This is a genomic window from Loktanella sp. M215 (assembly GCF_021735925.1).
Lineage (GTDB): Bacteria > Pseudomonadota > Alphaproteobacteria > Rhodobacterales > Rhodobacteraceae > Loktanella.
In genome coordinates this window covers 2,981,464-3,004,666 of the sequence record NZ_WMEA01000001.1, presented here as the reverse complement: position 1 = coordinate 3,004,666, position 23,203 = coordinate 2,981,464, and the positions used below count along the sequence as shown (strand labels likewise).

Annotated in this window: 19 protein-coding genes and 1 pseudogene; 4 read left to right on the top strand and 16 right to left on the bottom strand. The window is 60.2% G+C overall.

Annotated features, from left to right (window positions below):
• Positions 1–109: 109 nt before the first annotated feature.
• Both GLR48_RS14885 and GLR48_RS14870 read right to left on the bottom strand, forming a co-directional pair.
• A complete protein-coding gene (locus GLR48_RS14885) occupies positions 110–5,098 on the bottom strand; it encodes a Hint domain-containing protein (RefSeq protein WP_272911417.1) in 4,989 nt (1,662 codons plus the stop codon).
• A 1,189-nt stretch (positions 5,099–6,287) separates the two neighbouring features.
• A pseudogene (locus tag GLR48_RS14870) lies at positions 6,288–6,989 on the bottom strand (phytochelatin synthase family protein).
• A 1,411-nt stretch (positions 6,990–8,400) separates the two neighbouring features.
• Between GLR48_RS14870 and GLR48_RS14865 the strand changes: the two are divergent.
• From GLR48_RS14865 to GLR48_RS14855, 3 genes are all read left to right on the top strand, one after another.
• The gene (locus tag GLR48_RS14865; protein WP_237062595.1) at positions 8,401–8,577 is read left to right on the top strand and encodes a hypothetical protein; all 177 of its coding nucleotides are present in this window, start codon (positions 8,401–8,403) and stop codon (positions 8,575–8,577) included.
• A gap of 123 nt (positions 8,578–8,700) precedes the next feature.
• Positions 8,701–10,359, top strand: coding sequence for a calcium-binding protein (locus tag GLR48_RS14860; RefSeq protein ID WP_237062593.1), 1,659 nt, complete (start codon positions 8,701–8,703; stop codon positions 10,357–10,359).
• A 678-nt stretch (positions 10,360–11,037) separates the two neighbouring features.
• Positions 11,038–11,340 (top strand): hypothetical protein, encoded by a 303-nt coding sequence (locus GLR48_RS14855; RefSeq protein WP_237062591.1) that lies wholly within the window; start codon positions 11,038–11,040, stop codon positions 11,338–11,340.
• A 267-nt stretch (positions 11,341–11,607) separates the two neighbouring features.
• Here the strand turns inward: GLR48_RS14855 and GLR48_RS14850 are convergent, their stop codons facing one another.
• Positions 11,608–12,366 (bottom strand): SGNH hydrolase domain-containing protein, encoded by a 759-nt coding sequence (locus GLR48_RS14850; RefSeq protein WP_237062589.1) that lies wholly within the window; start codon positions 12,364–12,366, stop codon positions 11,608–11,610.
• A 119-nt stretch (positions 12,367–12,485) separates the two neighbouring features.
• On the opposite strand from GLR48_RS14850, the gene GLR48_RS14845 reads away from it, so the two are divergent.
• Positions 12,486–13,639 (top strand): IS3 family transposase gene (locus tag GLR48_RS14845; RefSeq protein WP_237062587.1). Its coding sequence is split into 2 segments (ribosomal slippage): positions 12,486–12,738 and positions 12,738–13,639, totalling 1,155 coding nucleotides; the frame shifts between segments, so codons are not numbered across the junction.
• On the opposite strand, the gene GLR48_RS14840 is transcribed toward GLR48_RS14845, so the two are convergent.
• Genes GLR48_RS14840 through GLR48_RS14780 form a run of 13 tightly spaced genes read right to left on the bottom strand, consistent with a single transcriptional unit; the run spans position 13,636 to position 23,192 of the window.
• A complete protein-coding gene (locus tag GLR48_RS14840; RefSeq protein WP_237062585.1) occupies positions 13,636–14,259 on the bottom strand; it encodes a hypothetical protein in 624 nt (207 codons plus the stop codon). The genes GLR48_RS14845 and GLR48_RS14840 overlap by 4 nt on opposite strands.
• Positions 14,260–16,026, bottom strand: coding sequence for a phage tail protein (locus GLR48_RS25955; protein ID WP_237062583.1), 1,767 nt, complete (start codon positions 16,024–16,026; stop codon positions 14,260–14,262).
• A complete protein-coding gene (locus GLR48_RS14830; RefSeq protein WP_237062581.1) occupies positions 16,014–16,424 on the bottom strand; it encodes a hypothetical protein in 411 nt (136 codons plus the stop codon). Before GLR48_RS14830 ends, GLR48_RS25955 begins: the two co-directional genes overlap by 13 nt.
• Positions 16,412–16,888: a hypothetical protein gene (locus GLR48_RS14825; protein WP_237062579.1), complete on the bottom strand. Its 477-nt coding sequence runs from the start codon at positions 16,886–16,888 to the stop codon at positions 16,412–16,414. The genes GLR48_RS14830 and GLR48_RS14825 overlap by 13 nt, the downstream gene beginning before the upstream one ends.
• Positions 16,889–16,931: 43 nt before the next feature.
• Complete coding sequence (locus tag GLR48_RS14820) at positions 16,932–17,180, bottom strand: hypothetical protein (protein WP_237062577.1); 249 nt, start codon at positions 17,178–17,180, stop codon at positions 16,932–16,934.
• A complete protein-coding gene (locus GLR48_RS14815; protein ID WP_237062575.1) occupies positions 17,180–17,854 on the bottom strand; it encodes a hypothetical protein in 675 nt (224 codons plus the stop codon). The genes GLR48_RS14820 and GLR48_RS14815 overlap by 1 nt, the downstream gene beginning before the upstream one ends.
• The gene (locus GLR48_RS14810) at positions 17,851–20,193 is read right to left on the bottom strand and encodes a hypothetical protein (RefSeq protein ID WP_237062574.1); all 2,343 of its coding nucleotides are present in this window, start codon (positions 20,191–20,193) and stop codon (positions 17,851–17,853) included. The genes GLR48_RS14815 and GLR48_RS14810 overlap by 4 nt, the downstream gene beginning before the upstream one ends.
• Positions 20,194–20,199: 6 nt before the next feature.
• On the bottom strand, positions 20,200–20,397 hold the full coding sequence (locus tag GLR48_RS14805; RefSeq protein WP_237062573.1) for a DUF7697 family protein: 198 nt from the start codon (positions 20,395–20,397) through the stop codon (positions 20,200–20,202).
• Between the two features lie 17 nt (positions 20,398–20,414).
• Positions 20,415–20,864 carry a hypothetical protein gene (locus tag GLR48_RS14800; protein WP_237062572.1) on the bottom strand — a complete coding sequence of 150 codons (450 nt, stop codon included), beginning with the start codon at positions 20,862–20,864 and terminating at the stop codon, positions 20,415–20,417.
• Entirely contained in the window at positions 20,864–21,802 is a 939-nt protein-coding gene (locus GLR48_RS14795; protein WP_237062571.1) for a phage tail tube protein, read from the bottom strand. The genes GLR48_RS14800 and GLR48_RS14795 overlap by 1 nt, the downstream gene beginning before the upstream one ends.
• A gap of 22 nt (positions 21,803–21,824) precedes the next feature.
• A complete protein-coding gene (locus GLR48_RS14790) occupies positions 21,825–22,250 on the bottom strand; it encodes an acyl-CoA transferase (protein ID WP_237062570.1) in 426 nt (141 codons plus the stop codon).
• Between the two features lies 1 nt (position 22,251).
• Complete coding sequence (locus GLR48_RS14785; protein WP_237062569.1) at positions 22,252–22,878, bottom strand: DUF6441 family protein; 627 nt, start codon at positions 22,876–22,878, stop codon at positions 22,252–22,254.
• Positions 22,875–23,192, bottom strand: a complete 318-nt coding sequence (locus GLR48_RS14780) for a head-tail joining protein (RefSeq protein ID WP_237062567.1) — start codon at positions 23,190–23,192, stop codon at positions 22,875–22,877. The genes GLR48_RS14785 and GLR48_RS14780 overlap by 4 nt, the downstream gene beginning before the upstream one ends.
• Between the last annotated feature and the right edge of the window lie 11 nt (positions 23,193–23,203).

Sequence of the window (23,203 nt, the reverse complement as noted above, 5' to 3'; positions counted from 1 at the left end):
GACTACAGCGCGATCTTCATGCGTCACATGAAAAAAGCGGGCCGCATCAGCGGCCCGCTTTCCTTTGTCCCCGTCACAGCCCCCTGATCGGGGGAGGGCTGCAAAGGTGTTATTTCATCAAAAGCCGGGCTTCGTGCTTTTTCAGCGCCTTGCGGGCGGACTGATAGCCTTCGAGACCTGCTTCGGTCTGCAGCTCGGGGAAGAGTTCGAAGATCTCGTTCCGCTGGCTGTTGCCAAGACCGTTCAGCGAGTAGTCGCCGGGGTGGAAGGTTTCGGTCCAGGCCCCGTTCGACAGCACGACTTCGTGACGCTCGCACATGAAGTGGATGTAGGTCGTCCGCATCACGTCAAGTGTATGGATCCCCTGCGCGCCGGTCATGTGCTTGGCCGCCGCCAGAACCTCGCGCTCTTCAAAGTAAAGCTGCGTCTTCTCGCTTGCGACCAGCACCCGGTGGTTTGGCGACAGCAACATGTCACGTTCCGGCAGACCGTGGCCCAAGGCACCCGCCTTGATCAGGATCGGCTTCATGTGCGGCTTGGCGGCCAGTTCCTTGCCGGTCATCTCTTTCGATCCGACCCAGGCAATTTCCTGGATGCCGTTGTCACGGGTGATGATCCTGTCACCCGGACGCAGATCCTCGACCAGCCGCTCGCCCTTCGGCGTGGCGATCGTGGTGCCCGGCGTAAAGCAGGGTGCCTCGATCTCCTTGAAGGTCGCCGTGGTGCCATCCTTGAAATAGATGGTCCCGGATTCCCGCAGTTCCTCAGTCGCGGTGGCGCCACCGTTGCGCACGATGCGGTCGATCTTGTCCAGCGTCGCCTGATCAAAGTTGAACGTGTCGATATCGCTGTCATCGGGGTCTTCACCACCGATGATCACGTCGCCCGAGGAGGCATCGGTGAAGCGATCGCTGCCCAAGCCGCCGCGCACGATGTCCGCACCGTCACCAGACGACAGCGTATCCTGACCGTCGCCACCATCGAGCGTGTCATTGCCGGCGCCACCGAACAGGGTATCGTTGCCCTGATCGCCATACAGGGTGTCGTTCCCGTCGCCGCCGGACACGATATCGTCGTCGATGCCGCCGTAGATCAGATCGTTGCCGGCACCGCCATCAATGCTGTCGGCATCGTCTCGGCCAAAGATCGTGTCGTTGCCGTTCCCGCCAAAGATCGTATCCTTGTTGTTGTCGGGCAGCTTGTCGACCGGGGTCCCGTTGGCATCGAAATCGACAATGTCGAGCGTGTCGTTGTCCAGACCGCCATAGATCAGGTCGTCGCCGTCGTCGCCGTAAATGATGTCGACGCCTTCACCACCGATGATGGTGTCGTTGCCGTCACCGCCTTCGACGTAGTCATTGTCGGACCCGGTATCGATGAAGTCGTTACCGCTGCCGCCGTAAACGCTGTCGGCATCGTCACCCGTGGTGATCCGGTCATTGCCATCCCCGCCGTAGACGACGTCGCGGTCATCGAACGGATCGGTGTCGGCCTCACCGGCCGGCGCCGGAATGCCGGGATAGGGGTTGTCGAACCGTGCGTCGATGCCGTTTCCGGTGTCGATCACGTCATCGCCGTCGCCGCCGTAAACCATGTCGCTGCCGCGACCGCCCGCGATATTGTCGTTGCCGGCACCGCCGGACAGGACGTCGTCGCCGCCTTCGCCGTTGATCGAATCGTCGCCATCATCGCCAAAGACTGCGTCGTTGCCGGCATTGCCGTTCAGCGTGTCGTTGCCGGCACCGCCATAGAGCGTGTCATTGCCGTCGCCACCGAACTCGGTGTCGTCGCCATTGCCGCCAAAGACCGTGTCGTTGCCCGCGCCACCGCGCAGGGTGTCGTTGCCGTCGTCACCGAAGACGGTGTCGTTGCCGGCCCCCCCGGTGATCGAGTCGTTGCCGGTGCCGCCATAGACTTCGTCATTGCCGTTGCCGGCGTTGATGGTGTCGTTGCCGCCCAGACCGTAGATCAGGTCGTCGTCGACTTCGTCACCCGGCAGGATCGCGTCGTTGCCGTCGATAATGTCGCCGTTGGCGTCGACATAGTCGGGGTTCATCACGTCGTCGCCATTCGTGCCGAACACGGTGCCATCGTTGATGCCGCCGACCTGAAAGGTCACTGTCGCCGTGTCAAAGCCGCCCTTGCCGTCGCTGACGGTGTAGGTGACGCTGGTTTCACGGGTGTCGTTCAGACCCAGATCGTTGAAATCGCCGTTGGCGTTGAAATCGACGTCGCCGTTGGCCTTGATCGTGATCAGGCCGCCGTTGCTGCCCGCAATCGGCGTCCCGACACCGGTGTTCGCCGCACCGACGCCGACAACCGTCAGCGTGTCGCCGTTCGGATCGCTGTCGTTGGCCAGCACGTTGCCGTCGATGTCGCCGCCCAACTCGGTCGATTGGACCGGGAAAGCGTCGTTCATCGCATCGGGTGCGCCGTTGGCGGGTGTGCCGCCTTGGATCTTCTCGATCTCGGTATAGTCGATCACGCCACCGGTCGGGTTGCCCTGCGCATCGGTAAAGATGATGCGCCCGGTAAAGCTGTTGCCGTCGGCATCAGCAACGGGTGCGCCCGTGCCGCCCGGTCCAGTGTTCTGGTAGAACGTGCCGTCCGGCAGAACCAGCGTGTCGAAATCGTTGCCACCGGCACCGCCGTCGACCGTATCGCCAGCACCACCGGTAAAGGTGTCACGATCGTCGCCGCCATAAAGGAAGTCGTTGCCAGCGCCGCCGTCGATCGCATCGTCGCCCGTGCCGCCATAGACATGGTCAAGGCCAGCGCCGCCGTTCATCCGGTCATTGCCCGCATCGCCGTACAGCTTGTCGTCGCCACCGGCACCCAGCACGATATCGTCGCCGTCGCCGCCGTAGGCCACATCGCCGGTCACGCCGGTCTGCGTGTCGCCCAGCCCCTGCTCGCCGTCAGCCCAGCTGCCGGTGTGGATCTCGTCGTTGCCCTTGCCGCCGTAGATGACATCGCGGCCATCTGCGCCTGCATTGAAGGCTTCGCCGGTCTTGCTGCTGGCGCGGCTGTCGTCGTCGCCGGTGATGATGTCATCGCCGTCGCCGCCGATGATCGTATCATCGCCCGCGCCGCCGGCCAGCACGTTCTGGTAGCTGGCAGCCGGACGCGCACCGCTGGCGGCCCCGGTCGAGGTCGCACCGTCACCGCTGGCGTCGATCGTGTCGTTCCCCGTCCCGCCGGTCGCCACGTCGCGCCCCGTCCCGGTGAGGATGCTGTCGTCCCCGCCCTGACCCGCAATGATGTCATCACCGGCGCCACCCACCAGATAGTCTTTGCCGTCCGGTCCGGTATCGCCGTTGCCCGACAGGGCCACCAGCGACACGCTGTCGATGGACGCGCCGTAGTTGTCCAGACGACCGCCGCCGACGAATTCCAGACGGTTGGACCCGTCTCCGGCCCCGCCCGTGACATTGAATTCATAGTGCGACATCGATCCGTCGGTCGGGTTGATCGTGGCCACAATCTGGCCGCCCCATTTGACCGTGATCGTGTTGTCCTGCGTCGTGCCATCGTCGCTGCTGACGTTGTCGCCCGCATCGAACGCCAGCGTGTACGTCGTGCCGGCCGTGACGCCAGCGACGTTTTGGCCGACGACGCTGTTGGACGGCGACGCCGCCATGTCCAGCCAGTTCTTGCCGTCCGTCGGCTTGACGCCACCGCGGTCATCATAGTGGACGTCGATGTCCTTGCCGTTGGTTTCGGTCCACTGCGGGATCGAACCGTGGCCGGTATAATGGCCACCCATGTTCGTGGTGCCGGTCGTATCCTCGAAAGAGCCGTTCTTGATCAGGTTCGGGCCTGTCGGGCCCGCGGTCGTGTTGACGCCGCGGTCACCATAGATGATGTCGTTGCCGTTTCCGCCGTAAACCTTGTCGTCACCGCTGCCGCCGAACAACGTGTCGTTGCCGTCTTCGCCAAAGATGGTGTCGTGACCGGCACCGCCCAGCAGTGTATCGTTGCCAGCGGCACCGGTATCGTCGGGGATCGGCGTGCCAGCGTCGAAATAGACGTCCGTGACGTTGACGCCAGAGTCGTTGTACCCGTCTTGGCTGTGGATGATGACGATCTTGGACACCGGACCGGGGACCGTGACGGTCACCGAATAATTGGCCGATGTGTCGGACTCGTAGCCGCCGTTGCTGTCCGCCGTATCGACACCGAACTTGCCGTCCGTGTCCTTCAGCGTCACCTTGCTGCCACCGGTCAGATCGACGTTGATTTCGTTGCCCTGTGCGTCATAGGCCAGAACCTTTACGACGCCGTCGCCGTCGATGTCGTTGATGTTGAACGACACATTCGACACGGGCTTGTCGAAACCGAGCTTGTATTCAATCTTGTCGCCACTGCTGTCCAATTCGCTGGCCAGAGAGCTGTTGTCCGCCACGGGCGACCCGTCGGCCACGATGCCGGCGATGTTCTGCTTGTCGGTCGTGAAGGTCGTGTCGATGCCGTAGCCGGTCGTCTTGACCACACCGAAGCTTACGTTGACGCTGCCGGTGTTCTGGGTAAAGCTGCCAAGGTGGTCACCATTATCGATGGTGCCGCTGTTGTTGTAATCGTACCAACCCTGCGACTGGTCCGCCGCCTTGTCCCACTCGAAGCTTTCGCGCGTAATGACGGTCTTGGGTGCGCTGCCGCCCTTGTCGCCATAGATGACATCATTGCCGCTGCCGCCGTCAACATAGTCGTTGCCGCTGCCTGCATAGACGTCGTCGTTGCCCTTGCCCGAAAAGATCTTGTCGTCGCCGCCGAGGCCCAGAACGATGTCGTCGTTCACGCCTTCGCCGGCCAGGATCTGGTCGTTGGCATCGATCCGGTCGCCCTGTGGGTCGCCGGAGTAGGCCGTATCGATGATATCCGCGCCACTCGTCCCCTGAACGATTCCGTCAAGAACCGCCTGTCCGCCCGGCGTCGTGGGGGTGTTGTTCTGGCATTCCGGCGGCGTGCAGTCGTAATAGTCGGTCTTGCCCGACTCGCAATATTCGATCTTCAGGCAGTTCTGAATGCTGTTTGGGTATCCGTCATGCCAGGAACCGCCCAGATCGCACCATTTGTAAGAATAGCTGCTCGTCGTCATTATACAGAACTCCAAAACGCCGCAAAAGGCGTCATCCCATGCTTCAACAGCACCGGCAAAAAACCGGCGCGACATAAATTGCAGCGCGACACAGGCCGCATTGCATTCATCTCAGCGTGGGAGAACCCTTCGCCGCAGACACCAAAATTCGCCAACGCGCCTTAGCATCGACCCGACCGCCCCAATCGGCCGGTTTTGCCCCCCAGTTGGGCATGCTCACCAATAGACAGACTCTTGGCCGCGAAAAAGAAAAATATTGGTGAGAATGAGGCAAAACGATCAGTAATTTTCGATCTTCGGGTGATCTTGCTGCATCTGCACAACTCTAAGGCACATCATTGTTGCACATCTGGAAACAATATCCTGCAGAGCACCACGCCTAAACGTTCAAAATCGCCCATAAATCCGTATTTTAGCCGTTGCGTCACAAGATCGCACAGATCAAGGTGTGACACGTTGGTAGTATTTCGAAACAATCGCCCGGACATTCAAAGCTGCCGCGAATTGTGGCGAAATTGGACGAGTTCCGATCGGGTTTGTTGCCGTGTCGTCGACAGGCCGTCTCGATCGCCACCATTGACCGCGTTTTGGCGACACCCGTCCGCGCCAAACCGGAATCGATGGCAAAGACGCGATGTCAAGCAGGACGACCTTGCCACGGCCATGACGCACAGTCTGCAAGTCTCAAAATGTATAATCAGGCGCGATGTCAGGGCATGTCATCACATCGCCTCATGCCGCGCCTACGGACGCGCGCATTGGTACCGGTGGTCGGACTCGAACCGACAAGACCTTGCGATCGGGGGATTTTGAATTCCTTCGACCAGCAGTGTTAACAGCCCCTTAGAAGAATTAGCTCCCAAGACAAGACGTGAACGAAACGGGAAGGTGGGAACTTCGATTCCTAGCCTTTCAAAGCGCTTGATAGGGAAGCATGAGACGGACATTCGCCGCGGCCGGCAATAACGTCCGCTAAGCGGACAAAGTTACATTTCGCTGAAATTGCTTAAATGGCTGCTTTGAAAGACAGCCACAACAAAAACCATCTCTGAATGACGTGTAAATCACTAAGTTAAATTGCGAGGTCCTTGCTCGGCTCACAAGCTCATTCAACGTTCACTTGCATGCTTGTAAACGAAGTCAAAGGCCAAAAACCTTTTTCACCATCGATAATCATTTGTTCTGAAGTTTAGCTCGCGCTGCGCACCTCGACGAACCCCCGTTTCAATTGCGATTCAGTATCCAAAGTTTCCATCGCGTCAAAGAGCACGGCTACGGGAACCCATGTTTGTGGATATTTATAGCCCGCAGTATCCATGATCAGGACCATATCGGTTTCTAGATCTTAAGCTGAAAGCGGTGATATATGCCCGACCCTGTCTTGCCCCAAGACCTCGCGCTGATAATTGACAACAAAATAGTCGCCATCATTCGAAAAGTTTCGCACAATTATTTCTCGAAATTCATCTAGAGTGAAAGAGCCTCCGTGCCGAACTGACGCGACTGCACCATGCGCTTGCAGTAGAGCGCCAAAAGCCTCCAAGGTCATCCCTGTAAATGTAACCTTCCAACGGGACCTGACAGATGATGTATCAGAGTTGAAGAAAGTTGGCTGTGTCACCTGCACATCCATGGCATTCAGAACCGCGACAGCGCTTGCAACGCCGCAGTAGCTCTTAAGCCATTGCGTTTTAAAATTTTCCGCCAATTCGTCAAAATCTGATTTGGCATCAGCATTGACAAAGAGGTTTTGCCCTTGAGGCGAAGCAAAACTAATCAGACTGTCAGGCAACGGCTGCAAGTCGGTTCGCGGGTAAAGCAGGAGGGTGAAAGCAGCAAGACCACAAATGAACGGAAGAATAATTAGCGATAACAAAATTTTCTTTTTCATGCGAGCCCTTCAAGTTCAGACGTAGCTTAATCTTTTCGCGAGGCTACCTCACTTTGATTGGCAAAGCATGAATTGTAAAATGTCATCATTCAAGACTTTGCGATGCGCCGACGCTGAGAAAAATTCGCAGTTCTACATTTCAGCGTAGCCGAAATTCGCTGCGCTGCGGAAAGATGTAGGTCAGGCTCGAACCGGACATTCGCCGCAGGTAGCACGAACGTCCGGTGGGATTCGGGAACGGTTAAACTGCCCAGGGCCGGCACCCAAGACTTACTAATAACGAAGTGGTGCCCCCTGCCGGACGCGTATTAAACGAAAATTGTCCGATACCATGTGGCGCATGTGGTCCCCGCCCATGCGCAATTTGGCGAGGTAGAAGAAGCGGTTACGGGGACTGTGCCCCCCGCTTTTGGGCAAGAACTTGGTAAGTCTATGGATCTGCACCAAAGGGGGCCAAAACATATCTTTCCGCAGTAAACGGTTCAACGCAGCGGATTGCAAATTCGCTTCGCCACGTTGAAATTCCATAACATTATGTGTTCCGTATGGTTGGACAGACCGCGAACAAACACGGAATGTGTGCTGCCGGACTTTCGCAGAGACATCGCTTGAACCGCGTCGGAATGCGAGCGCGGTCAACCCCTCCCAGGCCGCCGACTGACGGCGCCCCTTACAACGAAGTAGTGCTCCCGGCCGGGCCAGCACTTTCGCACGAAGTCCGTTGAAGCGTTGACGCATGTGGCCCCCGCAACGGCCGAATTGGTGGCAGGCGAATCAATAGGTTATAAGCAATGTGGCCCCCGCCCCGCTCCCCCTCATTCTTATCCCGACAGGACTGCGCAAACAGAGCCAATTTAACGCAGTAGTACGGAAGCCGCTCCGATAATGTCGTACGGTCTACTAATGGGTTACATTGAGCTTTGGAAACTTCAGCGGCCGCCCTGAAGAGTGATATTGATGGACATTGCTGTAGGCGAGATTGCTGATGGGAGTCATGGATAGTCTTAACCGGAAGAGCTTCGGGGCTTGCAACAGGCGGACAGACTAAGTCCACTATGGCTCCTTATTGCCGTCAGCATGAGCGCAGACAATCGGGACTAGAAGCGGCCTCAGCCCGTATAAGTATGACCACAGCGAGGATCAAATTTCGCCCGGCGGAATTGTCCTGCCGATTAGAGCGCAGGCAAGCTGATGTTCGACGAACATTTAAACAACTTCTGACGCAGGTCCAAGTTTTTTTGCGTCAGCGTGCCAGTCAGCTCGCCAAAGGTCTGGTCGGAGGTACTCTCCAAGCTAACCGTGCTTCATTGCACGATTAAATCCTGAGGCTGGAGATACTCCTGACGCCATCATTTTACCATTCGTTAACCATTCGCCTCTATTTCAAAATTGAAGTAAATAGGGTAATAAAATGACTGACAAGCGTTGGATCCTGAATGTTCTACACGATCTGCAGCAGTTTTCCCAAAAAAACGACCTCGATGAAATCAGCGAAATTCTATTGGCTGCCACCGCTCAAACGTCCACGGCGCTTGCCAAAATAGAAATATTTAATAGAGATAACGGCGTCAAAATTGGGAATAAATAGTAAACATTACGCATTCTAATAAAATTCAAGAAGTCTCTTCTTTTTAATTTCCAATCCTATTTAGGAGTTATTGGAACTCACGCAGCATAACCCGGCCATCGACTTGAATGGAGGGTTAGCAAAATGTCAAACACCGAGATTTCTTATGTTCTGCATGCTGGCAGCCATGATGAGCACCCAGCTGATCCCGAGATGGAATTTTTTATTGCACAGGATGGTGTCTCACAAATTCACATGTTTTTTGGAGACGCTAATACGAACCTTATCTTGGGCTTTGAAAACATCACGAAGTTCTCGCACGGCCATCACGCGAGAAGTGGCGGAGGAATGGACACTTTCCAGTTTCAAAACCTCGACAACATCAACAACATGATTGTCGGTCGACTGGAGGATTTCGACTTTTCCAGAGACTCCATCCTGATTGAAGGTGAGGTTCTCAATCTAAGCAAACTCCCTTCTAATGTTCGAGTAGTGGAATTCAACGGCGCACACAACGATGCCGGGACAGAACCTCAGCAGTGGCTATCAATCAAGACCAATGGCGGTGAAATCTTCTATGCGCTCGAAGGAGCAAGGGTGGATCTGACCGGAAACGGCGGCGCGAACAACGGCGACCACGAAAGTCATTTCATCATTGCTCCGGTAGATACGTCTAAGCTGAGAACGGTAGCCTACGTCGATCCGGTAAATGTGGTTCCTGCGGGCTACCGCCCGAATGGTGGCGTCATTATCAATGATGATGATGTAAACATCGCTGATGTTTTGCAAATCGTCTACGGTACGGCTTCTGGTGATCTGATCGCAGGCGGTCTTAACGGGGATACCATCAGAGCTGGCGATGGGTTCGATCGTGTTTGGGGCGGCAGCGGGCATGACACAATTTACGGCGAGGTCGGAAATGATGTCCTTTTCGGGAACAATGGAAACGACTCAATCTATGGCGGCTTCGGTGACGACCGTATCCAAGGTAGTTTCGGTAATGATTGGATCGGTGGCGATGATGGCTCGGACATCCTCATGGGCGGCGACGGCGCTGATCGGCTGACGGGCGGTGATGGGAAAGACAGTCTCTATGGTGGCTCAGGGAATGATGTATTGGATGGAGGTAATGACAATGACACGGTTTTTGGCTACGGCGGCTCTGACCTGATCTACGGCCGGTCTGGCGATGACACGATCAGGGCCGGAAAGGAGAATGACCGGATCTTCGGAGGACTCGGCAATGATTTCATTAACGGGCAAAGGGGCGATGATAGTGTGTCCGGCGGTGGTGGGAACGACCAGATTTACGGAGATTTTGGACGTGATTGGCTCTCTGGGGCCGGCGGAAATGATTTCCTGTTCGGGGGAAGCGACAATGATCGATTGTTTGGCGGCGGAGGCAATGATGCCCTTGCCGGCGGCAACGGGGCTGACAGGCTAGTTGGCGGAGCGGGTGCCGATCAGTTGCGAGGAGGCTATGGCGCAGATGTCTTTGTCTCTACTAAGTTAACGGATAGCGGACTGACAAGTTCAACGCGGGACGTCATCCAAGATTTCCAGCGCGGATTGGACAAGATCGATCTTGCGTCGATCGACGCCGACCGGCGGCAGGCAGGCGACCAGAGTTTTGAGTACGTCGGCAATCGGTCGTACGACTTGGATAACCGCGGGGACGTGCGATGGGACAAGGTCAGCGACGGAATCCGGGTGCTCGTCGATATTGATGGTGACGGTCGGGCTGACATGACTATCCACTTGGACGGCCTCACTGGTCTGTCGTTCAACGATTTCATTCTTTGATCTGCCACCAGACCAAAGCGATCCGAGATCAACATTTTCGCATGGTAACAGGAAGTTAAGGATGTCGTCCTAAAACATTCTTACCTCAGACCACTGGTGAGTTTAAATGTCCGCTAGATTTCTTACTTCTGATTCAATATCGATATATAGTGGATGCTTAAAATGTGATGCATTAATATGTACTTACGCAACGAGGGTTGAGACCCGGGATGAGATCGATAGCGCCAACTGCGAAGATCTGCTTTTGCGGCTCGTTTTTTATCCTTCATACGGTAGTGAAGGAATGCCCTGTCAGACTTTCCCTGTTGTCGATGGTTAGTGTATCAAAATAAAATTTGATCCTGCGGTGCTTGCGACGACGCTTCGCAGACCGTCAAGTTTGTCATTCCACAAGCTTTGGCTGCCAAAGTCTCGCATTCCATCCTGCGAACGGTAAATATTGACGACGCGAAAGTTGAATAGTCCCTCTCGCGCAAGGCAAGGAGAGCCCCCCCTCCTAAGGGATAGGTTACAGGTTCAAATCCTGTCGAGGTCACCAAAATTCCCTTTAAAATATGGGCTTTTGCGCCGTGTGATTTTGGAGAGTTGTATCAGGTCTGCAAGAAAATGCAGAACATGACAGCAACATTCAGGATACCCACGTACAAATCCTGTACAGCATGTTCAGGAACCGTTCTTATGCCACGACGCACCAGTGCCACAGCCAACGAGGTCGATCGCAAGTTTCCGATCCGGGTGAAGGTGCGCGTGCCGCCCACCGGCCTTGGCACGATGCTCGTCGAGATGGAGGTGTGGCTGGAGGCAACCTTCGGCGTGAACGGCTTTGGCCAGGGTCCGGCCGTGGCGGCAGGGATGGATGCCGCGGCCTATAATTTCATGTCGATCGATGATGCCCAGGCATTCTTAATGACGTTCCCGATGGTGGATCTGGCCGCGGGGTTCATTCCGCCCAAACCGCTCCACAACGGTTCATACAACTGAGCTTCCCAAGCCTCAGTAACGGGTTCGATTCCCGTTACCAGCTCCACATGATCGACATTGCCCCTCGATCAGTGATCTCTGCCGACCCTACCGCCTCATCCCAGACCGTCTTGATTTCCTGCGACTGTCAGTAGTTATTATCACCTATAGAAATATTCCCTCCAAATGCGTTGTGAACAGAACAGAAAAGTAAGGGCCGTTCGACATCGATGCCGCTCGCAATTTTCGAGTAGTTTCAATGAAAAGCCCATATAGAGACCACGTCAGTCAGTCCCCAGCAAGAGCTGGCCGGAACAATTCCTTCAGACTTATCGCCGTTGTTCTACTGATATGATTATCATCAACATACAGCGGCAGATTGTGAGATACGCCAGAACAGCTTGATGCCGTGCAAAGCGCATCAGCCACATTTATAATATCGGCATCGTATTTGTCGGCAAAATTTTCCAAGATATCATTTGCAAACTCGTAGCGAGCATTGACGGCATCGCGAGAGACAGATGGCGCAGCTTTCCAACCCATAAGCAGGCTGATACCAACAGTCCGCGGCACGTTGACGGCCTGTTCTGGAATACTTGTAACTAAATGAATATCCTTATCACTAATTTCGCCCAGCAGCCTGTCCAACCCATTGCGAACAACGATACGGTTAGTGTCGACTGAAGGGAATTGATGCTCTTTATCAGTCACAAACATATCTGACTTCATATTTTCTCCATACCGAGATGCTTCAAATGCGGAGCTCCATCTTGCAATGAAAAAAACTCCAGCGATTTGTTCGTTAGTCAAAACTGCGTCTGCCGCTGCTTGATAAAACTCATCGCATACGCCATTTTTCTGCAAGGTTCCGAGAAGTGGATAGCATCCGCTGTAGGTGAGGACTAAGCCTGACACACCGGCCTGAGTTGCTGCAGCCGCTAGTCCAGGCATGAATGCATCGGCGAAACTATCACCGATGACCGCAAAACTAGGTACGGAATCCTCAGTACCAATCTGACAGATGTTCCCGTTACCGATCTCTTCCACACTGCGACGGTCACAAGCGTTCCGGTTCGGGTTAATATCTGAGGTGCCCCCCGAAAACTGGACACTGACGTAAGCTCCGATTTGCTGTCTGTTGATCTTCACCACGAAGGAGATCGAAGATGTCGAAACGAAAGCAGCACGCCCCTGAGTTCAAGGCGAAGGTGGCGCTTGAGGCGCTGAAAGGTGAGGCGACGGTGTCGGAGCTGGCGAGCCGGTTCGGCGTGCATCCGACGATGATCAACCAATGGAAACGTGCGCTGCTGGATGGCGCGTCCGGTGTCTTTGAACGCGGCGGCCGCAAGACGCCGGTCATCGATGAAGACCAGGTCAGGGATCTGCATGCCAAGATCGGGGAGCTGGCGGTGGCCAACTCTTTTTTGGAAAGAAAGCTCAAACCTTGGGGCGGGAAGTGAGGCGCAGCATGGTCGAGCGCGACCATCCGGACCTGTCGATTGGCCAGCAGTGCGCGCTGCTACAGGTTTCTCGGTCGTCGTTTTACTATACGCCGCAGGGTGAGACGGAGCAGAACCTCGCGCTGATGCGGCTGATCGACGTGCAATTCCTGGAGACGCCCTTCTTCGGCGTGCGCCAGATGACGTGGCACCTGCGCAACGAGGGACACGCGGTGAACGAAAAGCGCATCCGTCGGCTTATGCGCCTGATTGGTTTGATTCCAATCTACCAGAAACCCAACACCAGCAAGCCGGCGAAGGGGCACAAGACCTATCCCTACCTCTTGCGCGGGCTGCGCGTAGAGCGGCCCAATCAGGTTTGGTGCGTGGACATCACCTACCTGCCGATGCGCAGAGGGTTTCTCTATCTGGTGGCGATCATGGACTGGCACACCCGAAGGGTTCTGGCCCGGCGGATCTCGAACACGCTGGACGCCGACTTCTGCGTCGACGCGCTGAACGAGGCAATCTATCGGTTCGGGCCACCTGACATCATGAACAGCGATCAGGGATCGCAGTTCACATCGTTTGCTTGGACAGACCGCCTGCGGCGGTCGGGCGTCCGTATATCGATGGATGGCAAGGGCCGCTACTTGGACAACATCTTCATCGAGCGCCTGTGGCGCACGCTGAAATACGAGTGCGTCTATCTGCATGTCTGGGAGACCGGGTCTCAGGCCCGCGCGGGTGTCCGGACATGGATGGGGTTCTACAATCACCGCCGCCCGCACAAAGCCCTTGGCGGCCAACCACCGGCCGTAGTCTACTCGCTGAAAGTCGAAGCAACGCAACCCGATCAGCAGGAGCAGATCAGAGCTTAGAAAGCGCCAGATCCTGTCCAAGGGAAGGGGAGCACCTCAAGGTTTGGGTCATCGTAGGTTACCGCGACCCCACCCAATCCAATCGCATCTCGCAGCGCCTTCGCGTTCGCTGGGTCTTTACCAATGGCACTGATGATCCGAAGGACGGCGAGCGCACTTGGGCCAAGAGTGGAAGTATCGACTTCCAGCCATGTTCGCTGCTGCGCCTCGTCTGTAAAAGCAATCAGAATGTTTGGATCGTTTGTCGGTCCAGCGCCGATACCGAGAGTCTTAAGCAGCGTGAAAAGCGTATCAATCGCCGAAGCGGTGGCCGTCGCTTGGGGAGTGCTGACCGGAAGGCTCTCGGTGGCAAAGGTTGCAGCGCTACCAAGCCCGAGGTTCGCCCTCGCGGCGGTCAGATTTGTCAGACCCGCGAAATTGCCGGTTTTCGTCAGCACCAGCGCTTCATCCGAAACCTGAATCGCCAGCGCCGACACGAAATCACGCAAATCCTTCTTCGTCGGCACATAGGCGCCCGACGCCGGATCGCCGATTGGTAGTGGTGCGCCAATCGGTGCATTGGGCTTGCCGTCGCCGGTGTAGCGATTGAAGTCGCGCAGAAAAATCAGTGGGTCGGCCATCTACGGCGCCTCCGGATCAAGGATTTCGATGGATGCGGGATCCGAATAGGCCCCGCCGTTATACTTGACGCGCACGTCGTAGGTATTGCCGATCGTGCGGCCGACGCTCTCGGCCTCGAAGTCGGTTGCGACCATGGCGGACCAGCTACCGCTCGGGGCCAGCCGGATCTGGGCCGCGAACACGAGGTCGGGGCGACTGATATCGGCCACGGTGACGCGAACCCCCTGCCCCGCACCGGCCGCGAACTGGGCGAGTTCCGAGATCACCGGCACCGGGATACCTTCGGTCTCCAGGACGGCTGGTGCTATCGGCGCGTCGCCCTCTTCGGTGATCGCGTCCCAGGCGTTCCAGGCGGGATCGATGCCGACCAGTTCGATCTGGCAGCGCCACTGCAGCACCCCGTTGCCGTCGGCCTCGGCGTAAGTCTTGTGCGAGACCACCTCGCAGACCTCGTCGAAGTCCATGTCGGGGTTCTGCACGCGGATGACGTGGTAGCTCGTGCCGCGCGGGAAGCGGGCCTTGATGCCGACGAGGTTCGTGGTGATCGACAGGCTGAACGGCCGGTTCTGCCGGTAGAGCTCGAGCTTCATCAGCTGCCGCATCTGGCCATGGTCCGGCACCATGTCGGCGTCGAACTGGATCGACCGCTCCGGCTCGGTCAGCAGTGCCGTGATGTCTTCCCAGGGCTGCGCCTCGGTGTCCTGGTAGTCGTGGTCGGCGCTGGTGTAGATCCCCTTCACCACATTGAAGGCATCAAGCTTCTCGGTCCCGTCGATCAGCACGAAGCGGAAGATGTCGTCGGCCGTGATCGTGACGTCCGGTGCGGCATAGACGCCGCCCATGATGCCCACCTTGCCTTCAGCGGTCTGGTAGACCGTCGCGTTGCAGGTGGTCAGCATCCGCGCCAGGACCGACTTCGGCTCCTCGGTCAGGCTGTACGTGCCCCAGAGGCGGTAGAGCGGCCGTGTGCCCCCGGCCCGTCGCACGATCTCGGTGTCGGACAAATCCGCGTGCGCCGACCAGATGCCGGCATCCATGTCGCTGCGCGCGATCCGGAAGCCATCGCCGTTCGATACATAGTCGCCGATGCAGAGCGTCGCGTTGTCGCTGTATCCCGTGGTACCAGTACGAAAGTCGTAGACCCGTGCCCCCCGCGCCGCGATTTGCACATCGGTGTTGGCGCCCTTCGGGAAGGCGCGGTTGAACTTCTCGGCGCCGGGGGCGAGGAACCGCGTGAAGACCGTGGCCTGATCCAGCAGCTTGTGGTCGTCAGTCCAGAGTGTCGGGAACGTCTCCTTCGGCAGCGCATAGTCGCCGCCTTCTGACCCTGCTGACCCGTTCTTGAAGTCGATCAGGACGTTGTTGTCGTAGATGCTGTCGGTGACAAAGCCATCCACGACCGTCACCGGCTTACCGTCCAGCCAGTAGCTGATCAGCCCGTCGAGCCTCCCGTGGTTCATCACGATGATCTGGTAAAGGCCGTTCCCCAGCACCTCCCAGAAGGCCCGCGTGCCGCCCAGCAGGCCCTGACCATAGAGCCGGGTGCGTGGACCGGTCGCTTGGTTGATCGTGGCACGGATCTGCTGCTTCGGAATGCTGGGCTTCGGCGTGAGCGCCCGCAACACGAGCGAGACGGCGAAGGACCGCGCGAGGTTGGCGGCACCCATTCTGATCGCCGTGGCGGCGGCGACGGAGAAGCCGGCCGACGCCGCAAGGTAGGCCGCGCCGTAGGCGATTGCCGAGAAGATCGCCATTATCTGTACCACGCCAGTTCTGCGGGCCGATAGCCGCGCCGCTCAAGGATCCGGGCCGCCGCAGCATGCGTGGGCCCGGTGCTCATCTTGATGCCTTTGCACCCCATGCTGGCCGCCCAAATCTCGAAGGCGGATAGTAGGCGAAGCCCCGATCGGTCCGTTGCGAACCACCCGTGTTCGATGGCCACCAATTCGGGGGTGATGATCGTGGTGCCCACCTCGCCGGCGATGAACCCGCCAGGGCTCACGTAGACGACGCCAGTGGGGCTCTGCATGAGGCGGAGCACATGAGCGCCAGTGTGGGCGACATCGACGCGCTGCGGCCCCTCAACGGCCGCCGTCAGGGCCAGCACCAGCCTCACCACATGCGACACGTCCGCCCCGTCGGCGGCCAGCCTCACACGGTCCAAATCGGGCTGTATCCTGCGTAGAGCGGCATGCGAGCGGCCCCCTTGTCGCCGGGATAGCGGCGCTGGGTATCGCTGTCGGTCCAGAGGCCGTTCGCCGGCGCGTTGCGATTGGTGAACAGGTTGTAGGTCGAAAGCTCGATCGTGCGCAGGTAGGCGGCGTCGCCGTCCCGTTCCGCGCTGTAGGTCATGCGGTCCATCTTGCCGCTGTAGACGGCGAAGGCCGGCATCAGTGGCGACCAGGGCTGCTGGTTCACGTCGATCGGCGTGACGTCGAAGAACTGCTGGTAGATCACGATCGACCGGTCCCGCACCCGGGAGGTGGCTGCCCGCGCCAGCTCCTGCATCTCGCTGGTCGCCCCTTCCAACGTCAGGGTCACACTTTCGGCTGTGGCCATCATCGAGGCCGGGATCTCCGACACGCCGATCAGCGAGCCTACTCCTTGCCAGGTCTGGCCCCCGGTCACCAGATCACCCCAGCCCGTCCAGACGCGGCGCGGTGCGCCCAGGTTAGTCCATGAAGATCAGGTAGTCCGCAGCGATCGGCGCCGTGCGCAGCTTCTCGTCCGGGATCGCGATGATGTCGTCGCGGACGGTCATGGCTTCCCCCCTCTGTGATGATGTCTTTTTGAGGCGCTCCAGCACGCGCTCGAGGCTGGTGATATTTTCGGCCATCGTTCTCACCAAAGCCCGCGTGTTCGCTCTGGTGAGCCTGCCCGTGGCTGAAAGGTTGTACATTTCTTCGCTGTCTGAACGCATCACACCACCTCCCTGAAGTTCACGGTGACCGACTGACGGAATTCGGTCGTGTAGGGCAGAATACCTTCGCCTTCGGTCTCGAACCGCATCCGGCAGACTGGCCGGTCGAGGACGAGGTATGTTCCGCCCGGATAGGCCTGCCGCATGAGCGGCTGGACCCTGACGTGAGCCTTGTCGTTCCCCATATCCACGACACTCATCACGTCATGGCAGCGCTCACCGATGCCAATCCGATGCCCGGGCCGCAGACCGTTGGTGTTGTCGTAATCGACACGGATCTGCCCATCGCGCAGCGCAGCCGCCACATCCAGCGAGGCGTGCTTGATGACGGTCTGGCCGAAGCCCGTGTCGTCGCCAAAGCCCTCCGCCGGCAGGCTCACAGCCGCCGTGCGTGACAGGGCGCGGCCTTGACCGTCCCACGGCAGAACCCGGGACCACGCCGGCACCAGCGTCTCGCCCAGCACACCCTGCATCTGCGCGACGAACCCCTGCAACGCCAGATAAGCCTCCTCGCCGCGGATCCGGAACGTGGCCTCGGCCTTCCAGTGCGCGGAATTGCTGGCGACGCGGGTCGTGGCACCGGAGAGGCCGACGCCACCGCTGGCGCCGCGCCCAACAAGCTCGAACCGCACGGACTGGTAAAGCGCCTGGTGCGGGAAGGTCGCGAAGATCATCCCGCCACCTTCGTGTGGCGCTCGATGATGCCGGGCACTTCCCTGCGAATCGCCTCGTTGCCCTGCTTTACACCGGCCGCCACCATGGCGCGGATCTCCGCATTGCCGGTCGCGCCGTTGACGACGATGTTCTGCGTCATCGATGTCGGCGCATTGCGCTGGTACCGGGTGTGATCGAGGACGGTCTCATTCGGGTGCAGCAGCGAGAGGAAACCGCCGCGTCCGTCCAGACCGCCGGACCGCGACCCGGTACCGGTGCCGCCACCACCTTCGAAGGACGGCAGGTTCAACGCCGCTTTCAGCAGGCTGCCCGGGCCACCCCCTTTGGCCTGGCCTCCGGTGGCGCCCGGGAAGAAGATGGCCGTCGCAAGCTGATCCAGCCCGGATGTCAGCAGGGATTCCGCCATGCGCTGCAACTGGCTGGTGAAGACATCACCCAGATCACCGGAGGTGACGATGGCGCGGGCGATCTCGGCATTCACCGACTGCATGCCCTTGAGCATCGGGCCGAACTTGGCGTCGTTCAGCTTGCCATCGAGGTCGGCCACTGCGCGGGCGTAGGCCTCGGGCGCGTCCTTGAAGTAGCCGAGGGTGTTCAGCTCGGCCAGGTCGCGCAGCTCGTCGTTGTATTTCTCCGTCTCCGTCCGCATCGATGCGATGACCCGTTCGGCCTCGCGCCCCATGCGGTTGCGCTCCTGCTCCGCCTTGCGCTCCGCGTCGGACACCGCCGGGGTGCGTCCGCGACTGCCGCCGCCACCGGTACGCCCGGTCACTTTCGGCGGCGTCGTCAGCCGGATCAGGTTGTCGACGGCGGAGCGGTTCTGCGCCCGTGTGCTGCCATCAGGCGTGACAGACACGCCCATCGCCGCATCTTCCGCCGCCATGGCCGAGGTCGTCCGCGAGATCTCCAGCGCCCGCGACAGAGAGATGCCGAGCCATGCCGCGAGCCGTTCGGCCTCCGAGGCGCCCTGCGCGATACCGCCCGCCATGTCGGCCGAGGCGATGCCGTTCGCCGCATCATAAGCCGCGATCATCGAGACCTTCATGGCATCGGTCTCACCGCCAGCCGCCACGATCTCGATGAACGCATCGCGCTCGGCCGCCGCGCGGGCGCGCGTCACCTGCACGCTGTCTTCGCCGTACTGCGCGATCAGCGCCTGCATCGCGACCTGGGATTCGAGTTCCGCCGAGGTGGCTGAGACCGCAGCGGCGCCGTCCTGGTTCGCCGCTTCGATGGTCCGCAGGCCGATCTCCAGCAGGGTCAGCTCGGCGTTCTGCTGCTGCAGCTCCAGCGTGACCGATTCGTTGGCATCCAGCACCCGCTGTGTCGCGGCCAGAGCCGCATCCGCTGTCTGGGACCGAACGGAATCCGGCAGACCCACTTCCGGCGTCAGGCCCAGCGTGGCCGCGTCGATCTGCGACTGCAGGGCGGCACGGTTGTCGGCGATCTGCTGACGCAGTTGCGCTGCGCGGTTGTTCATCCGCGCCTCTTCGACCCGCAGCAAAGCGCGCTGCGCCTCCAACTCCTGCCCCAGCATCAGGACGGCCTGACTGGAGACGGCGTCCTGCGCTACGCCCCGCGTCCGGACGGCGAGCGCGTAACGGTCCTCGAGGTCCGCGAGCGCCGAGATTGCCGAACGCGCGCCGTCGAGGGTGAGCGCATCGATCTCCTTGGCCGCATCGGCGGTCTCGAACATCATCGGGACCAGCGCGCCGAGGATGGCGGCCACGGCACCGGCTGCCGCCCCGACCACACCGAATCCCCCGAGCAACTGCGGGAGCTGCATCGCCAACGCCCGGCTGGCGGCGGTGCCACCGGCGACCTGCACGAAGAAGTCGCCGACCTGATAGCTCGCGTTCTGCACCTGGAATCCAATCCTCCCGGTCCCGCGCGCCGTGGCCGCCATCATCTGCTCCGTCGCGGCCCCTGTGGTGCGGTACTGCCGCTCCAGCAGTTCCAGTGTGTTCTCGGCCTCGGCGTTGGTGGCAATGCCGAGGCGCTGCGCGCGCTGGACCTTCTGGACGGCGGACTCGTAGCGGATCTGCGCGGCATAGGCCGGATCAACCGCGGCCTTCAGCGACTTGAACTGTGCGGCTTCCCGCCCCAGCGCCGCCGTGAAGGCCTGCGCGCTGCTGCTGGCGCTCTTCTGCTCCGTCTCGATGCCGGCAAAGCTGGCGATGGCCTTCTGCATGTCCGTCGACATCCGGGTCGCATCCTGACCCACAAGACGCAGGTCGGCCCCCATCGCCTTCGCGGACCGGCCGACCGAGACGAACTCGGCGCGCACGGTCTCCCCGCCCTCGGCACTCAGCCGGACGATCGCTCTCTTCTCGACCATGGTCGGTTACCTCAGCTGTTCATTCATCTTGGCGACGGCGACGGTCTCGATCCGCGGCAGCAGGTCTGCGGCAAGGGCGGCCGGCAGGCCCATCGCCCGGGCCAGCGCCAGCGCCGCGGTCATGTCGAAGGCCACGTACCCCGTGGCGGTCTGCCCGCTGACGATCCGCATCTGGCCCTGCAGCGACTGCACGAGGTCCCACATCCGCCGCCCCTCCCAAGTCACCGGTTGCTGGGCGCGGCCTGGGCACTCTTCGCAGAGGCCGTCGCATCCGGCACAGTAGCTGGCGCCGCCGCCGAAGTGCCATTCGGCGAGGGCGCAGAGACGTTTCCCTCCGCGGCCAGGGTCAGGGCCGGCGTGATGTAGGCGTCGCGGAACGCGAGGTAGCACTGGTAGATGTCCATCAGGGCCGCGACGTTCTGCGGCGTGACCGGCGCCGGCTGATCGTCCTCGCCCACGACGCCCTCCCAGTCGGTGATCGCCGCCACGGCGAGGGCCTTGCCGTAGGCCAGCACGAAGGCAGCGTTGCCGATGTCCGCCTCGCCATCGCCCAGATCGATGGTCTCCCGGACCTCCAGCATCAGCCGCGACGAGGGCGGGACCACCTCGACGCGGACACCACCAGCCAGATCGATCCAGGTGGGCGCGCGGTTCAAACGCAGGCGCAGCATCAGTAACCCTCCACCGTGTTGGTCAGAACGGCCGTGCACATCCGGCCAGGTACATCCGCCATGGCCGCCTGCCAGTCGAAGGTCACCTGCACGCCCTTGGGCCCATCGATCGTCACCTTCGGCTTCGGCAGGTAGACCGCATGCGCCGTGAAGGTGAACTTCGCCGAGGCCGAGAGGCTGTATGCGAAGACGAGCTCGCAGGGATCGCCGGCGGTGGCCTGATCGATCAGGACCGTATCGGCGAACCGGCTGGTCAGCCGCCCCGACAGCATGGCCATCGACGGATCGACGCCGTCGATCTTGCCGTCGGCGCGGATGACCTCGACCGGGTCGAGGTTGTTGCCGTAGGCGATATCTGCGGTGATCAGGTTGGCCAGCACCGTGCCGCCCCGCTTGATCTGACCGTTGAAGTTGCCGAACCGCTGGACCGGGATATCCGCTACGCTGCCGGCGTTGGACACCGTCGCCGGCGTCTCGCCCTGCGCAATCAGATCGACCGTCGCCGTCAGCTGGCCACCGCGTGCCATCGTCCAGGACAGCTTGTCGACGACAGCGCCGGTGAACATCGGGAAGTATGGTACCTCCGGCATGGCCTTCTCGATCGAAAGGCTCGGCAGGTCCCAGGCGCCGGACTGGAACGTGTGCACGGCCGGTGGGCCATCGACCGTGACCGGATCGCCGAAGGCGCCCTTCAGCCAGAAGCCGAAGGCTGCAACGTCGATGGGGACCACGATGCTGCCGGAGGTCGTCACCACGTCCTTGATCGGGGCCAGCGGATCGCGACCGTAGCCCAGCAGTTCGTTCTCCAGCAGCGGCTGCTCGGATCCCAGCGTCTCGCTGGCGAAGGGCAACCGCGAGAACCCTGTCGCGGGTGCGGTGCCGTATGTCGTCTCGAAGGCCGCAGCAAGCTGCGACCGCGCGCCTTGGGCACGTGCCATGTCGGTCTCCTTGGAGTGAGGGTCAGGAAAGGGGTGACGTCGTCGTGTAGGTCAAATCAATCTGGACCGTGACGGCCCGGATCGTGGCGGCGCCGTCGATCGGCAACTCATCACCATCGGGTGCTGCGGCCTCGACCCACTCGCAGGCGCCGCCGAGCGTGCAGTCCCCGGTGAGGGCCAGATCGATCTGCACGCCGATCGCATCGAAGAGCGCCGCGCGGTCGGTGTCGGACTGCACGAAGACTTCGGCCAGGGCGGCGTGGGTGTAGGTGTAGGACAGCGGCGACAGCAGGATCTCCGGCTCGCCCGGGTTTCCGTCGCGCAGGATTACGACGCCCGCCGGGGGAATGACCGACGGCAGGACATCGTCCCGCAGCACCTTGACGGATAAATCCGCCTGCAGCCGATCGAAGAGCGCCTGCATCACGGTCTCGCGCTTGCTGGGCATCTCAGTCGCTCCAGTTCTGGATGATCATCGACGGCAGCGCCGCCGCTGCCCGGTTGATCGCCGCGTTGAAGTCCAGCCGCTTGCGCAGCTTCACCTGCGGGACGAGGATGAAGATCGGCACCGTGACGCGGGCCTTCCCGGTCTTTGATCGAGACTTGACCGCGATGCCGCGGGTGTTGATGCGGGCCTCGCTGATCAGCAGGCTCGGACGCCCGGGCCGATAGATGAACGTGAGCTTCAGCCCGGTCTTTTGCTCCCACTGGGACGGCGTCAGGCGTGATCCGCCGCGTCCCTTTCCGGCGGCGTCCGTCGGGATCGCCATCCAGAAGCCGCTTTTCGACCGGATCAGGGGACCCTTCAGATGGGCGTTGATGATCTCGGGCGCGTTGGTCCAGACCAGCGCCGCGGCGCTGATGCTCTTGCCGCTTTCAGGATAAGCACGTGACCTGATCGAATTCGCCAGCTTGTTGCCGAGCCCAGCTCGTCGGACTTCGGCGCGCATCTCATTCTTGATCGTCATGCCGGCGCGGCGCATCGCCGTTGTCACGGCGGTCTGGGCTCGACCATAGACCTGCGGAAAGCCCCGCAGCGTGTCTTCGTCGAGGTTCATCTCAATCCCGGCCTTCATGCGATTGGCCGCACGTCGAGGGTCCAGACCAGCTGCAGGCGATCGAGCATCGGCTCCGACTGAACCACGTAGCGCGCCATGCCGACAACAAAAGTATCGCCCTTGGCAGGAGCATCGATCTCCGACTTGCGCAGATCGAACATGTTCGATTCCGACTGGAACTGAGCCCCGCCGAACCCTTGCAGCACGTCGGGCGATTTGCGGATGACGCGCACCGGGATGACCTCGGAGGTCGCGGCCGTGGTCCAGACGGCATTCGCCGCCACGTGGGGATCCGCGAAGATCACATCGATGGCGGCGGCGAAGGCGGTCATCAGACCGGCCC

Bases quoted from the DNA above. Each gene is read 5' to 3' on its own strand.
- GLR48_RS14815 (WP_237062575.1), bottom strand. From the start codon at position 17,854: ATGATCTTCGCGACCTTCCCGCACCAGGCGCTTTACCAGTCCGTGCGG.
- GLR48_RS14795 (WP_237062571.1), bottom strand. From the start codon at position 21,802: ATGGCACGTGCCCAAGGCGCGCGGTCGCAGCTTGCTGCGGCCTTCGAG.
- GLR48_RS14800 (WP_237062572.1), bottom strand. From the start codon at position 20,864: ATGCTGCGCCTGCGTTTGAACCGCGCGCCCACCTGGATCGATCTGGCT.
- GLR48_RS14785 (WP_237062569.1), bottom strand. From the start codon at position 22,878: ATGAAGGCCGGGATTGAGATGAACCTCGACGAAGACACGCTGCGGGGC.
- GLR48_RS14810 (WP_237062574.1), bottom strand. From the start codon at position 20,193: ATGGTCGAGAAGAGAGCGATCGTCCGGCTGAGTGCCGAGGGCGGGGAG.
- GLR48_RS14885 (WP_272911417.1), bottom strand. From the start codon at position 5,098: ATGACGACGAGCAGCTATTCTTACAAATGGTGCGATCTGGGCGGTTCC.
- GLR48_RS14820 (WP_237062577.1), bottom strand. From the start codon at position 17,180: ATGCGTTCAGACAGCGAAGAAATGTACAACCTTTCAGCCACGGGCAGG.
- GLR48_RS14860 (WP_237062593.1), top strand. From the start codon at position 8,701: ATGTCAAACACCGAGATTTCTTATGTTCTGCATGCTGGCAGCCATGAT.
- GLR48_RS14805 (WP_237062573.1), bottom strand. From the start codon at position 20,397: ATGTGGGACCTCGTGCAGTCGCTGCAGGGCCAGATGCGGATCGTCAGC.
- GLR48_RS14780 (WP_237062567.1), bottom strand. From the start codon at position 23,192: ATGACCGCCTTCGCCGCCGCCATCGATGTGATCTTCGCGGATCCCCAC.
- GLR48_RS14865 (WP_237062595.1), top strand. From the start codon at position 8,401: ATGACTGACAAGCGTTGGATCCTGAATGTTCTACACGATCTGCAGCAG.
- GLR48_RS14855 (WP_237062591.1), top strand. From the start codon at position 11,038: ATGCCACGACGCACCAGTGCCACAGCCAACGAGGTCGATCGCAAGTTT.
- GLR48_RS14790 (WP_237062570.1), bottom strand. From the start codon at position 22,250: ATGCCCAGCAAGCGCGAGACCGTGATGCAGGCGCTCTTCGATCGGCTG.
- GLR48_RS14840 (WP_237062585.1), bottom strand. From the start codon at position 14,259: ATGGCCGACCCACTGATTTTTCTGCGCGACTTCAATCGCTACACCGGC.